This is a genomic window from Ruegeria conchae, from assembly GCF_000192475.1.
GTDB classification, from domain to species: Bacteria; Pseudomonadota; Alphaproteobacteria; order Rhodobacterales; family Rhodobacteraceae; genus Ruegeria; species Ruegeria conchae.
The window spans coordinates 198,085-211,847 of the sequence record NZ_AEYW01000013.1; the positions used below are offsets into that span (position 1 = coordinate 198,085).

The following is a 13,763-nucleotide window of genomic DNA, read 5'->3' on the forward strand; positions in this document are numbered from 1 at the left end:
CCTAAGCCGCCTGCCTTTCCTGTTATGATCAATAGGCCTTGCCGCGTGCCGAGACTGGCCAAAGCGCTTCGACTTTTCCGTTCCGCACACCAACGTACCAGTCATGGACATTGCAGGTCGGGTCGCAATGCCCCGGTACAAGCCGTAATCTGTCGTTTACCTTCAACGCGCCGTTTGGATCACCGATGACCCCGTGCTCGTCCGAACATTTGAGGTATTCCACATCGTCGCGTCCAAATATGAAGGGCAGGCCGCTATCGACTGATTGCGCCTTAAGACCTGCATCACAGATCGCCTTGTCAGCTTTGGCATGGCTCATCACGCTGGTCAGAATGAACAGCGCGTTTTCCCATTCGCCTTGGTCAATCCGGTTGCCATCCTTATCGAGAATTCGGCCATAATCGGCATCCATGAAGGCGTAGGACCCACATTGCAGTTCATTATACACGCCTGAGTTGGCCTCAAAGTAATACGATCCTGTCCCACCGCCCGAGACCAGCTCGCAGTCGATACCAGCGTTCTTTAGGCCGTCATACGCGTCTTCGACCATAGCGATGGCAGCTTCCAGTTTCTCTTTTCGGGCCTCATAGGTATCAAGGTGCTGCATCGCGCCCTGATAGGCCTGAATGCCAGAGAATTTCAGGTTTGGCGCAGCTTCGGCTGCCTTGGCGATGGCAACGACATCCTCGGTCGTTGTTACCCCACACCGACCCGCACCGCAGTCGATTTCAACGAATACTTCCAGATCGGTCCCGTGGCGTTGCGCCGCTTCGGACAGGTCTGAGATATTCTCGATGTCATCGACGCACACAATCGTACGCGCACCCAACTGAGGCAAGCGTGCCAAACGATCGATCTTGGCCGGATCGCGCACTTGGTTGGACACCAAAATGTCTTTGATACCACCACGGGCGAACACTTCGGCTTCGGACACTTTCTGGCAGCAAACGCCAACGGCACCGCCCAGCTTTTCCTGCAGCTTCGCCACATCTACCGATTTGTGCATTTTGCCATGCACCCGATGGCGCATCCCATGGGCCTTGGCGTAATCGCCCATCTTTTTGATGTTCCGCTCAAGCGCGTCCAGATCGAGGATCAGGCAGGGCGTCTGAATTTCACTTTCATCCATACCGATTGCGGCAGGGATGTCGTAGCCAACTTCAAGCTGATCAATGTTCATCGGTTTATTCATCCTGTTTCTCCTTACCCGTTGAGCCAGGGCAGTTTGTCCAAATCCACGTTGCCGCCTGTGATGATCACTCCGACTCGCTTGCCTCGGAATGTGTCGGGGTTCTTGATAATGGTCGCAAGCGGGACAGCTGAAGATGGCTCCATCACCACCCGCAGGTATTTCCAGGTGAGCTTCATCGCGATGATGATTTCTTGTTCGGACGCGGTGAAGATGTCGGTCACGTAGTTTGAAACGAAGTGCCAGGTGTTTTCCTTGAGCGGCACCAAAAGACCATCCGCTACCGTTTTCGGGGCATCATCTGCGATAATGTGACCTGCTTTGAATGAACGGTACGCATCGTCCGCCTGCTCGGGTTCAGCCGCGTAGATTGCGGTTTCCGGCGCCAGGTTTGGCACAGTCAGGCAAGTGCCCGAGACCATGCCACCGCCCCCGATCGGTGCGATTACCGCATCCACACCATCCGTTTGCTCCAGCAACTCGGCCGAACAGGTCGCCTGACCAGTTATGACGCGCGGGTCATTGTAAGGGTGTACGAATTCACCACCGGTTCTGGCCTGAACTTCGGCGAATGTTGCTTCGCGGGAAGAGGTTGAAGGCTCGCATTCGGTGATCGTACCACCATAGCGACGTACTGCGTCTTTCTTGGCTTGCGGGGCTGTTCGCGGCATGACCACATTACAAGGAATACCTCGGCGACCCGCAGCATATGACAGTGACAGAGCGTGGTTACCGCTGGAATGGGTGCAAACGCCCTTGGTTGCCATCTCATCGCTTAGACCAAAGACAGCGTTGCTGGCTCCGCGCACTTTGAAAGCGCCGGCCTCTTGAAAGTTCTCACACTTGAAGAACAGCTGTGCGCCAGTCAGGTCATTTAGGTAATCAGACGTCATAACCGGCGTGCGCCGAATATGTGGCCTGATCCTTTCATGCGCTGCCAGCATATCTTCAATAGTCAGGTCAGCAACTGGGATTTGATCCAACATTATGGTCCTCCTCAGGCTGCAGCTTTGGCGTGGCCGGATGTTCCAGCACGATAAAATTCTTGTGCCGCCGCCACACCGCCGCCCAGCTCAATTGGATAGTTCAGATCGGCCATCGCCATTTCTATCGTGGCCAAACCCGACAGAACCATCACATCCGTCAGACTGCCCAGATGGCCGATGCGGAAGGCTTTGCCATTCAACTCTCCCAAACCGATGCCGAACGAAACGCCGTAGGTGTTAAAGGCATGGTCGGTCAGTTCGTTACTGTCGAACCCTTCGGGCACATAGATCGCGCTGACAGTATCAGAACATAGGTCAGGAGTCTGAGCGACGAGTTTCAGTCCCCATGCGTTGGCCGCGCGTCGAACCCCTTCGGCGAGGCGCGTGTGGCGGGCATAAACATTGTCCAGTCCTTCCTCGAACAACATCTTCAGGCTTTCGCGCATACCGTAGATCAGTTGCAACGGAGGCGTGTAAGGAAATCCACCCGAGGCATTGGCCGCCATCATGTCACGAAAATCAAAGAATGTCCGGGGCAGCTTCGCAGTTTCCATTGCTGCCAGCGCCTTGGGGCTAACACACAGGATTGCCATGCCGGTCGCCAGCATGAACCCTTTTTGCGATCCCGAGACAGCGATATCGACGCCCCACTGATCGAATTCAAATGGCATCGAGGCCAGCGAGCTGACGCAATCCACAAACATCATCGCTGGATGATTTGCCGCGTTCATAGCGTGCCGTACGGCCCTGATGTCAGAACGCACTCCGGTTGCGGTTTCATTGTGGGTTACCAAAACGGCCTTGATGTCGTGCGCTTTGTCAGCTGACAGGATCGCTTCAAAGCGGTCTGCAGGTGCACCAGTGCCCCACGTGCATTCGACGATCTGAACGTCCAGCCCATGCCGTTCGCACAGGTCAATCCAGCGGTGACTGAAAACGCCGTAACGCGCGACCAAAACCTTGTCTCCTGGGCTGAGCGTATTAGTGATCGCTGCCTCCCAACCCCCGGTGCCGCTGGCGGGGAAGGTGATGATCTGACCCTCGGTCGTGCCGAAGACTTTCTTTGTATCCTCCAGCACCGGGGCGAAAGTCTCAACGAAATCCGGGGCGCGGTGATCTTGTGTCTGCACCTGCATGGCAAGGCGCAAGCGATCAGGTATGTTGGTTGGGCCTGGGATAAAGACCGGGTTTTGGTTCGACATGACTCAATCCTCTGCTTTGGAAATAAGTGTCGCTGGAACGGGCTTAGGTTGCAATTTTCTTGAAAAACATTTTCATTTTATTCATTAAATAGATAAGGCGCTGAAATAGATGGGAATTTAGTTTCTCAATTTTATTCCCATGGAATTGCGATCTGAAAAACTTGAATCAGTACGGACACTAATATCGGAAGGTGAGCTAGAAAATGGAGTCTCAGAAAAGGCCTCGTGGTCGGCCGAAATCGATGTTCAAGGAAAGCTCAGCCGGAACCATGCAGTCGCTGGACCGAGCGCTGGGCGTACTTACAACCGTCGCCGGGCTGGAACGTGTCGCGCTAAGTGACCTGGCGCGCGAGGTCGATGTACCAACTGCCACCACGCACCGTATTCTGGTGACATTGCAGAAGCACGGGTTCGTCAGTTTCGACGAAGAGCGGCAAGAGTGGATGGTCGGTATCGAAGCCTACCGGACTGGTGCATCTTTCCTTCGACGCAATAACGTTCTCGAGATTGGTAGGCCGATCCTTCGTCGTCTGATGCTGGACAGTGGTGAGACCGCTAATCTGGCGGTGCCTGATGGGCCAGAAGTTGTCTTTGTCGGGCAGGTTGAAACCCAAAATCCGATCCGGGCCTTCTTTCCGCCAGGTGCGCGAACTCCAATGTATGCTTCGGGTACGGGAAAGGCGATTCTGGCTGCTCTGAGCGAGGAAAGTTTAAACAAGGTGTTGGCTCGGACTGACTTGATTGCCTTTACTGAGAACACCAATCTCCCCCAAGCGGGTCTGCACGACGATCTGGCGGAGACCCGTAGGCGCGGCTGGTCTTACGATCATGAAGAGCGCTACGAGGGCATGTCCTGCATTGGCGCGGCGATCTTCAATGATCGCGCCGAACCCTGCGCAGGCATCTCAGTGTCCGGCCCAACTGTGCGGTTCAGCCTCGATCGCGCGCCTGAGCTGGGTATGCTGGTACGAAACGCGGCACAGGAGATTACCCATCTGAGTGGAGGTAGATCGCCCAGCCAGTGATCCGCGATTACTTGCGCGGCACTTTGGGAATACGTGATTGCGACAGCTTATACTTGTGTCCCGGGTGTGGAGGATGGCCATGGGTGCGGTCCCAGAATCCAGGGCCTCCGCGCTTGAGCCAAAGAGGGACACACAGGATCAGGCCAACAAAGAACCCTCCGGTATGGGCCCAATAGGCAACGCCACCCTCATCAGGATTGCTGGACAGGCTTCCAAAGAACTGAAGGCCCAGCCAGACCCCAAGCATGACAAATGCCGGGATGGTGAATATCCGAATATAGACAATCAGGATCAAAAGGATATCGACGCGCGCCTTTGGGAAAAGCAGAAGATAACCGCCCATGACCCCGGCAATTGCGCCGGAAGCGCCGATTGTCGGCACCAAAGAGCCAGGTGCCGAGACAACGTGAATAAGCCCCGCGCCGATTCCCGCCAGCAGATAGAATACAAGAAACAGAACATGCCCCATTTCATCTTCGAGATTATCGCCGAAGATCCATAGAAACAGCATGTTCCCGGCCAAATGCATCCAGCCCCCGTGCAGGAACATTGAAGTCACAAGCGTCTCGAGCCCATAGCCGTCGGTGATCCGTGCAGGAATGACGGCGTAGTCGAAGTAGAGCCGATTCATGGCCCGCGCATCGTCCATGATCCCTACATAGCCGAGGAAGATCAGGATATTTGCCGCCAGAAGGGCATAGACGACATACGGAGTACGCCCCGAAGGGTTATGATCGCGGATCGGAAACATGGCGCGACGCTGGGCTTTTCACCGCCCAGCGTCAAGGCCCGGTTATGCCGCACCTCCGAGTAGGGCGGCATTACCTCCGGCAGCGGTCGTGTCGACGCAGACATGGCGTTCGCCAAGAACACGCGCACGGTCAGGGTGACCGGGTATCAGTGGGATAATCGGACCATTGCGCCGGGCCAGATGCTGCTCGATCTGGCGGGCGGTGTCGTCGTCGCCCCACCACAGAACGCCCGAGAAACCGGTCAGGTTTTCAAGCCGGTGTAGATCCAGCGCTCCGGTCATCCGGACTGTCGTTCCGCCCAAGCCCATAACTGCCTGCGCCTGTGCCTCGGCTGCATCGGGTCCAGGGCCCATACACAAGAGTGGCTCACGCGCATAATCGGTCAATCGGTTTGATTCGCCGGTTGGGCCGGGCAGCGATTGCGTGCGAGGTGGGGCAGGTTGTCCTTCGGGTGCGTTCATCTCTGCTGCACTGTCCCAGTGTCCCGAAGAATTCTGCCGATCCGTGGCGCAGAACCGCGCCATATAATTCGGTCCGCCTGCTTTGGGCCCAGTGCCCGAAAGACCCTCACCACCGAACGGTTGTGAGCCAACGATTGCGCCGATCTGGTTGCGGTTGACATAGATATTGCCGGCGTGGATCGCTTCGGTCACATGCTGCACGCGATCGTCGATCCGTGTGTGTAAGCCGAAAGTCAGGCCATATCCTGTGGCGTTGATTTCTGCGATAACCTTGTCGATCTCTTGCGCCTTGAAACGGGCGACATGCAGCACCGGTCCGAATATTTCACGTTCTAATGCTGAGATGCCGGGGATTTCGATCAGAGTTGGTGCGATGAACGTACCTTCGGGTGGAGTAGAGAGTTCTTTCAGAACCCGCCCCTCTGCGCGCGCATTGGCGACGTGATCTGCGATACCCTGACGAGCCTGCTCGTCAATGACTGGGCCACAATCGGTTGAGATCAGCCAAGGATCGCCAACTTGCAGAGCGTCCATTGCCCCTTGCAGCATTGTCAGAACATCCTCGGCGATGTCCTCCTGCAGATAGAGACAGCGTAGGGCGGAACACCGTTGTCCTGCTGACTGGAAAGCGCTTTCGATGATCGATTGCACGGCTTGCTCCGGCAAGGCGGTGCTGTCCACGATCATGGCGTTCAGGCCGCCGGTCTCGGCGATCAGAGGTGTGCCGGGACGCATATGCTGGGCCATTGCAGACCGGATTTTCAATGCGGTTGCGGTCGAGCCGGTAAAGGCCACACCCGAGACGCGTTCGTCCGACGTCAACGCTACGCCCACTTTTGGTCCTCCGGGCAACAATTGCAGAACATCGCGCGGGACGCCTGCTTCGTGCATCAACTGAACAGCGCGATGTGCTATGAGGGGCGTTTGCGGGGCAGGGGCGGCGAGCACGGCGTTGCCAGTTGCCAGCGCGGCCGAAATTTGCCCCGTGAAGATCGCCAGAGGGAAATTCCAAGGGCTGATACAGGTGAAAATCCCGGCAGGCTTGGCCGCCGGAATATTGGCGGCGTAATAACGTAGGAAGTCGACAGCCTCGCGTAGCTCGGCAACCGCATCGGGTACAGATTTCCCGGCTTCGCGAGCGAGCAGGGCGAATAGCTCGCCGTAATGCGCCTCGTAGAGGTCGGCGGCTTTGTTCAGGACTTCAGCGCGGGTGGCTGCCGTGGCCTGCCATGGGCAGGCACTGGCAAGCGCCAGCTCGACATCGGTCGGACTGGCAACAGCGACCGAGCCCGGGCGGTCCTGCGGTCGGGCCGGGTTGATAACAGGCAAATCTGACTCGGGCTGAGCATCGTCCGAAAGCAATGGCCGGGCGTACCAGTGATGGGCGCGGTAAGCATCGCGCGCAATGTCGACCCGGTCCAGTGTTGGCGTATGATGCAAATCGAACCCTTTCGAGTTCGGACGCTCGGGTGCAAACAATTCTGGTCCGGTCGGCAGTGGTTTTGCGGGTGTCTGAATGGCTTGGAAAGGGTCTGCCGCAACAATTTCCGGTGCGACATCTTCATCAACAATCTGGTTGACGAAGGACGAATTCGCCCCGTTCTCCAGCAGACGCCGCACCAGATAGGCCAACAGGTCACGGTGCGCGCCGACAGGCGCGTAGATACGGCAGCGGGCGCTCTGCTTGTCGCGCACGATCTGATGCAGGGTCTCTCCCATTCCGTGCAGGCGCTGGAACTCGAACGGTTGGTCGTCAGCCATATGCAGGATTGCACTGACCGTATGGGCGTTATGGGTGGCAAATTGCGGATAGATGCGGTCGGTCATATCCAGCAGCTTGCGAGCATTGGCGATATAGGACACATCGGTCGCTGCCTTCTGGGTGAAGACCGGAAACCCATCGACGCCTTCGACCTGAGCGCGCTTAATTTCTGTGTCCCAATACGCGCCCTTCACCAACCGCACCATCAGCTTGCGGTCATGACGCTCGGCCATCTCGTAGAGCGTATCCAACACGAGACCGGCGCGCGGGCCGTAGGCTTGTACGACAATGCCGAACCCGTCCCAGCCTGCCAGTGCGGGCTCAGCCATGACTTCTTCGATGACCTGCAGCGACAGGGAGAGGCGATCGGCCTCCTCTGCGTCGACGTTCAGCCCCATGCCCGCGGCCTTTGCAAGCAGTGCCAGAGCCCGAAGGCGGGGAACCAACTCCTCCATGACCCGCTGTTCCTGCGCCAGTTCATAGCGGGGGTGCAGCGCGGACAGCTTGACCGAGATACCGGGGTTTTCGCGGATGTCTTTGTGGGTGCAGGCTTCGGCAATGGCGGCGATGGCACGGGAATAGGACAGATGATAGCGGGCGGCGTCGGCTTCGGTCCGTGCGGCTTCGCCCAGCATGTCGTAGGAATAGGTGTATCCTTTGTCTTCCATCCCCTTGGCACGTTTCATGGCTGACTGAATGGTCTCGCCCAGAACAAATTGGCGCCCCATTTCTTTCATCGCACGACCCACAGCAGTTCGGATCACAGGCTCGCCCAAACGTTTGATTGCCCCGCGCAAAGCGCCCACTGGCGAAGTCTTGTCCTCATCCAAAACGCGCCCGGTCAGCATCAGCGCCCATGTTGAGGCGTTCACCAGCGACGAGGATGATTGTCCCAAGTGCTTGCCCCAGTCCGATGGCGCGATCTTGTCTTCGATCAATGCGTCGATAGTGTCCGCATCGGGGACACGCAACAGTGCCTCGGCAAGACACATTAGCGCGACGCCTTCATCGGTGGACAGGCCGTATTCGGCTAGAAATACCTCCATCATACCGGGCGACGTGCTGGAGCGAATGTCGCGCACGAGCTGCGCCGCCGCCTTACAGATGTCGGCGCGGTCAGTTTGTGACAGGTCGGCTTGAGCGATCAAAGCGTCCAGCACGGTGGATTGCTCGGCGTAGGTTTGGGTGTCGATCTTGGTGCGCAGGCTATGTGACATGTGTACTCCGGGGCTTTTGCCTAATATAACTGGCCTTGAGCAGGAGAATGGACTGAATTTTTTCTTCTGATAGTCGAATGGACCGAATTTACGGGGGCAGATGATGCGAAACGACTTGTCCGGTCTTGATCAGTTCGATCAGGCCATCCTCACGGCGCTGGCCGAGGATGGTCGCATTTCGGTAACAGATCTTGCGCGCAAGATCGGCCTATCGAAGTCCCCGACGCAAGCACGACTCAAGCGGCTTGAGGCGGACGGGATCATCACAGGATACCGGGTCATGCTTGATCCGATCCGTTTGGGCCTTGATCATGTAGCCTTTGTCGAAGTGCGTCTGACGGATACACGCGAAAAGGCGCTGGCTGAGTTTAACGCGGCTGTGCGTAAGGTTGCCGAGATTGAACAGGCCCACATGATCGCGTCAAACTTCGATTACCTGCTCAAAATACGTACCCGTTCGATGTCGGAATACCGCACTGTTCTGGCCGAAAAAATCTCATCCCTACCGCATGTTGCGAATACCTCTACTTTCGTGGCGATGGAGGCGGTGAAAGAAACGGGGTTACTCGCCCCACTAGAAAACGGTTGACCTATGGGTTCTGGGGATCAGGTTAGAGGGGATGAAACTCGCATTTGCCGTTTTCCTTGCCGTCTCTGCTGTGCAGGCCACCGCTGACTGCCCGGTCGCACCCGACCATATCTCTGGGATCGACTCTCTGATAGCGCAGGCTCAAGATGCGTCAACCGAGCAAGAAGCGCGAGGCATCTCTGGCCAGATGTGGCAGCTCTGGACCGATGCTCCGGATGCGAGGTCGCAAACCTTATTGGATCGTGGAATGTCCATGCGCGAAGCCTGGGATTTGGCCGGAGCGTTGGCAGAATTCGATGCTCTCGTTGCTTACTGTCCCGAATATGCCGAAGGGTACAACCAGCGCGCCTTTGTCAATTACTTGCAGCAAGACTTTGGGGCGGCTCTGATTGATCTGGACCGGGCCATAGCGCTCTCGCCGAACCATGTTGCCGCGCTCAGCGGGCGGGCATTGTCGCTGCTGGGGCTGAAGCGCATGGATGAGGCGCGCGCGGCGCTGAACCATGCACTGGAATTGAACCCCTGGCTATCCGAACGTGCCCTGCTTGCCCCGGGTGGGCTACTTGACCCGCCGGGCGAGGATATCTGAACAAAGCTGAAAACGCCCCCGAACCCGAGTTCGAGGGCGCTTTCGCTCATTGGATCGGTTTAGCCAACAAGCCCGTTATCGGTACGTTTGATCGCGATCACCGATGAGCGTGGCGTGCCGCCATCGGGCCAATTGCTGCCCGGGTGCTGGATGCCCACGAACATGGTACGCAGGTCGGTAGACCAGGCCAGGCCGGTGACCTCGCAGCCATTCGGACCAGTCATAAAGCGCACGATCTCGCCGGTGGCAGGATCACCAACCAACATCTGGTTATTGCCATTGCCAGCGAAATCTTCTTCGTTGTTGTCTTTGCCATCCGTCTGAATCCAGACCAGTCCTGTCGAGTCGATCGCCATACCGTCTGGCGAGTTGAATAAGTTGCCCTCATTCACGTTCGCTGAACCAGCGCGGTCGTCCGAATGTACGGTCGGGTTTCCGGCCATGACATACAGGTCCCAGTCAAAGCCTGTGGCCGCGTGATCCTCATTCGCTGGGCGCCAGCGCACGATTTGACCGTATTTGTTGGCATCGCGCGGGTTTGGACCGTTGGCCGAGGTATCATCGCCACCGGCATTTGGTTTCACGCCGCGGTTCTTGTTGTTGGTCAGACAGCAATAGGCCTCAACTGCAACAGGGCTTGAGGCCACCCATTCCGGGCGGTCCATGGTGGTGCCGCCCACTGCCGAAGCGGCCATACGGGTAAAGATCAAGATCTCGGCCGCATCCATACCTGTAGAATCGGGCGTCAAAGGCAGCCACTCACCGCTCATGTCGTCGTTAAATTTGGCGACAAAAAGTGTTCCGTTATTCAGCAGATTTTCGGTGTCGACACCGGGAGCGTAGGCAGCGTTCGAGATGAATTTGTAAAGGTACTCGCCGCGCTCATCGTCGCCCATATAGACCACGACACGACCGTCGGCCGCCAGCGCCACCTCGGCGTTTTCGTGCTTGAAGCGGCCCAGACCGGTGTGCTTGACCGGTGTGCTGTCGGGCTTGGTCGGGTCGATTTCAACGATCCAGCCTGCGCGATGTGGTTCGTTAGGGTTTTTCGAGGTGTCAAAGCGTGGATCAAACGACTCGTAGCCATTCCAGCTTTCGGCCTTGATGCCATAGCGCTTCATGCCATCTGCGACCTTCTGGTCGTAGCTGGCATTTTCATCAGAGGAGCCGAAGTAACCGTTGAAATTCTCTTCGCAGGTCAAGTAGGTGCCCCAAGGCGTCTTGCCCGAACCACAGTTATTCATCGTACCCAGCGCCGCGGAGCCGGTGGGATCAGATTCGGTCTTCAGCAACTCGTGCCCCGCAGCAGGGCCGGCGATCCTCATCGGCGTATTGTGGTGGATCCGGCGGTTGAAAGGACTGTCCTTGACGGCCACCCAGCCCTCAGGGCCTTCCTTGATCTCCATCACGGTTACGCCCTGAATGTTTTGGAGTTTCAGAACGTCATTTGCGCTGGCAGGCACTCCCTCCTGCGCAGCAGGCAGGTTTATCTTGCGGTTCGGATATTCGTGGTTGATCGCGATCAACTCGTGACCCTGGAATGAGAAGGTTTCCATCCCATCGGTGTTCTCACCAAAGATCTTGTCAGAGTTCTCAACCGAACCGCCATCGGTCAGATCATAACCGTCCGCTTCCGAAAACAGCGGATCACCCCAGCGCATCAGCATCTTCCACTCATAGCCTTCGGGCACGTGGACGGTGCCATCGGTCTGCGCAGGAATCGGGGTGAAGGCAAAGCGCGAAGCTCCAACAGCCTGTGCTGCGGTTGAGGTCAATAGACCTGCACCCATGGCTGCAGCACCCGATCCGAATGCTACAACACCCGCCAAAAATCCGCGGCGAGAGATGGCACTTTCGACGACGCGATCAAAATCGTTTTCCTCGGGGCGAGGGAAGTGCAGCTCATCCCAATCATCGGCGGACATGTTTGTAGGATCGAAGTCTTTCATGGATAGCTCCTGGCTGTCGGAATGCAATTTCGTTCAGCGGGTGTAAGGCGCTCACATGACAGAAATATAATAGTTTTATCAAATAATTTTTACACGTCGTTGGTGGGCAAACCAGTACTGATTTGCCCACGGGTTTGAACAAATTACAACCGCTACATAGGTGAGGACGGCTATGCAGCTCTCACCTTGCTGCGGCAATAGCAGGATGCGTGAACCGGAACCGTCGCGCGCGCCGCCGCCTGATCCAGCAGGAGTTTGATATGCCGCGCTTCAGTCTCTTCGCCGCGCTGCACCAGACATTCGTGCAAGCCATGAAGACTCCAGATATTGCGCGGATGTTGGCAGGCGCGCGCCAGCGTATCGTCAAGGCCCAGATCGGCGCGGTAGACCGCTTCAGCCTCGTCAAATTGACCAGCCTCCATCAACAACGCGCCCAACGCGTGGCGCGTCGGCTGCATCCACCCCCAGGGTTCGTCATAGACCAAGGCGTCATCCAGTTCGACCGACCGACGTAGATGGGTTAGTCCGCCTTCCTGGTCTCCGGATTTGAAAGCGATCTCACCATCCATCATGGCTTCGCCAATCATCAATACATCCTCGGCTGTATTGTTGAAGACCAGACGGCTTTCCGGCACCGCTTTGCGCGCCTCAACAGCCACTTCACGTGCTTGTTTAGCGGCGTCCAGCTGTCCCAGGTTTGCAAGTGCGACCGCGCGTGCTTGTTGAATCGCGGCCGTTGTGTAGCTGTATAGTTCAGCATCTTCGGGCAATGGTTCATCCAGAATTTCCTGCCACGTGCCAAATCGGACCATGACATGCACCTTCTTGCCATAAAAAGATTCAAACAGGTCTGGGAAGAACCGGATCACATTGTCAGGCAGCATCCGCATCAGCTCTTCCGATGCAGCGAGTGCCTTTTCAGGCTGCCCAAGGAACATGGCGCCGTAGGCTTCGAAATGCACATTGTGGACACGATAGACGGTATAAAAGTTCTCACCTCCTGCCATCGCTTCGTATTTCTGGTCAACTGCAGCGGCTCGATGATTGCGCCAGACGACATTCTGATAGTCACCGCAAAGAACATCGATATGCGTGGCCATATGCACCAGGTGTCCGCTATCTGGGACCAAATCGACCAGCCGATCCCCGTGTCGCAGGGCATTTTCGGGTGTAGGCGACATCTCCATCAGATGGATATACATATGCAGCAGTCCTGGGTGGTCCCAAGCGCCAGGAAGCGCGTCAAACGCTGTTTCCAATACGGTCTGTGCCTCTTTGGTCGAAGCCCCTTCGGCAGGTATCCCTTTCTTCAAATCCCAAAGCTGCCATGGGGTGCGGTTCATCAAAGCTTCGGCAAATACGGATGAGACCTCAAGATCGCCTGGATTGTTTGAATAGACCTCACGCATTGAATCCGCGAACGCGTCATTCCAAGGTGTGTAATCCTCGATCTCGGGGTCAGAAGGAAAACGATGTGATATCGCTTCGATCAAAGCGGCCTCGACCTGCGTAGATGTTTTGCGCAAAGCCATAGCCGCCTCGATTGATCGATGGGCTTTCTCGAGCGTTGCGGTTTTTTCATCGGGCTCAAAAAACTCCCACGGCTTGTTGTAATTGGGGCCAATGGCATAGGCGACGCCCCAATGTGCCATGCCACATTTCGGGTCATATGTGAGTGCTTGTTCGAAGCAGGCGGCTGCGGCCTCATGATTATATCCGAACAACCAGACCAAACCCTGGTCGAATAGTTCCTGAGCTTTATCGGATGAAGTTGTTATGGCACGACTATACGTGCCGAGGTCAAATTCGGTCATCAATCAATCCCCCGTGTGATATCCGCCGAGGAAGAGCGAGCAGCGCCTGTCGGCGGATGTCTGAAGGATAGCACATTTTGAGCGGGCATTGGGGGCGCTAAGAATAGCGTCTGAAAAAGCGTGTATGGGAGTGATTTCGCTTCTTGGCGATTGTGAGTGCATGGAATACTCAGCGTCCGTGCTGAGAGGGCGTTGTGTAGTGGTAATACGATAGTAAGATCAGGACCG

10 protein-coding genes are annotated in these 13,763 nt (G+C 56.6%); 3 read left to right on the forward strand and 7 right to left on the reverse strand.

Annotated elements, in window-relative coordinates:
- Positions 1-28: 28 nt before the first annotated feature.
- The 3 genes from bhcC to bhcA are packed head-to-tail and all read right to left on the reverse strand — an operon-like array spanning position 29 to position 3,377.
- Positions 29-1,192: a 3-hydroxy-D-aspartate aldolase BhcC gene (gene bhcC / locus G7G_RS0112910; RefSeq protein WP_010441849.1), complete on the reverse strand. Its 1,164-nt coding sequence runs from the start codon at positions 1,190-1,192 to the stop codon at positions 29-31.
- Positions 1,193-1,203: 11 nt separating this feature from the next.
- Complete coding sequence (bhcB, locus tag G7G_RS0112915; RefSeq protein ID WP_010441850.1) at positions 1,204-2,175, reverse strand: beta-hydroxyaspartate dehydratase BhcB; 972 nt, start codon at positions 2,173-2,175, stop codon at positions 1,204-1,206.
- 11 nt (positions 2,176-2,186) lie between these two features.
- Complete coding sequence (bhcA, locus tag G7G_RS0112920; protein WP_010441851.1) at positions 2,187-3,377, reverse strand: L-aspartate--glyoxylate aminotransferase BhcA; 1,191 nt, start codon at positions 3,375-3,377, stop codon at positions 2,187-2,189.
- Positions 3,378-3,580: 203 nt separating this feature from the next.
- Between bhcA and G7G_RS0112925 the strand changes: the two genes are divergently transcribed.
- Positions 3,581-4,402, forward strand: a complete 822-nt coding sequence (locus G7G_RS0112925) for an IclR family transcriptional regulator (RefSeq protein WP_010441852.1) — start codon at positions 3,581-3,583, stop codon at positions 4,400-4,402.
- 7 nt (positions 4,403-4,409) lie between these two features.
- Here G7G_RS0112925 and G7G_RS0112930 read toward each other — a convergent pair whose 3' ends face one another.
- Positions 4,410-5,153, reverse strand: a complete 744-nt coding sequence (locus G7G_RS0112930; protein WP_010441853.1) for a rhomboid family intramembrane serine protease — start codon at positions 5,151-5,153, stop codon at positions 4,410-4,412.
- Positions 5,154-5,195: 42 nt separating this feature from the next.
- The gene (gene putA / locus G7G_RS0112935; RefSeq protein WP_010441854.1) at positions 5,196-8,594 is read right to left on the reverse strand and encodes a bifunctional proline dehydrogenase/L-glutamate gamma-semialdehyde dehydrogenase PutA; all 3,399 of its coding nucleotides are present in this window, start codon (positions 8,592-8,594) and stop codon (positions 5,196-5,198) included.
- A 103-nt stretch (positions 8,595-8,697) separates the two neighbouring features.
- Between putA and G7G_RS0112940 the strand changes: the two genes are divergently transcribed.
- On the forward strand, positions 8,698-9,183 hold the full coding sequence (locus G7G_RS0112940; protein ID WP_010441855.1) for an Lrp/AsnC family transcriptional regulator: 486 nt from the start codon (positions 8,698-8,700) through the stop codon (positions 9,181-9,183).
- A gap of 31 nt (positions 9,184-9,214) precedes the next feature.
- Positions 9,215-9,772: a tetratricopeptide repeat protein gene (locus G7G_RS0112945; protein ID WP_010441856.1), complete on the forward strand. Its 558-nt coding sequence runs from the start codon at positions 9,215-9,217 to the stop codon at positions 9,770-9,772.
- Between the two features lie 59 nt (positions 9,773-9,831).
- Here the strand turns inward: G7G_RS0112945 and G7G_RS0112950 are convergent, their stop codons facing one another.
- Together G7G_RS0112950 and G7G_RS0112955 are read right to left on the reverse strand one after the other, a co-directional pair.
- Positions 9,832-11,721 carry a PhoX family protein gene (locus G7G_RS0112950; protein WP_010441857.1) on the reverse strand — a complete coding sequence of 630 codons (1,890 nt, stop codon included), beginning with the start codon at positions 11,719-11,721 and terminating at the stop codon, positions 9,832-9,834.
- Between the two features lie 170 nt (positions 11,722-11,891).
- The gene (locus G7G_RS0112955) at positions 11,892-13,535 is read right to left on the reverse strand and encodes a tetratricopeptide repeat protein (protein WP_010441858.1); all 1,644 of its coding nucleotides are present in this window, start codon (positions 13,533-13,535) and stop codon (positions 11,892-11,894) included.
- Positions 13,536-13,763: the final 228 nt, after the last annotated feature.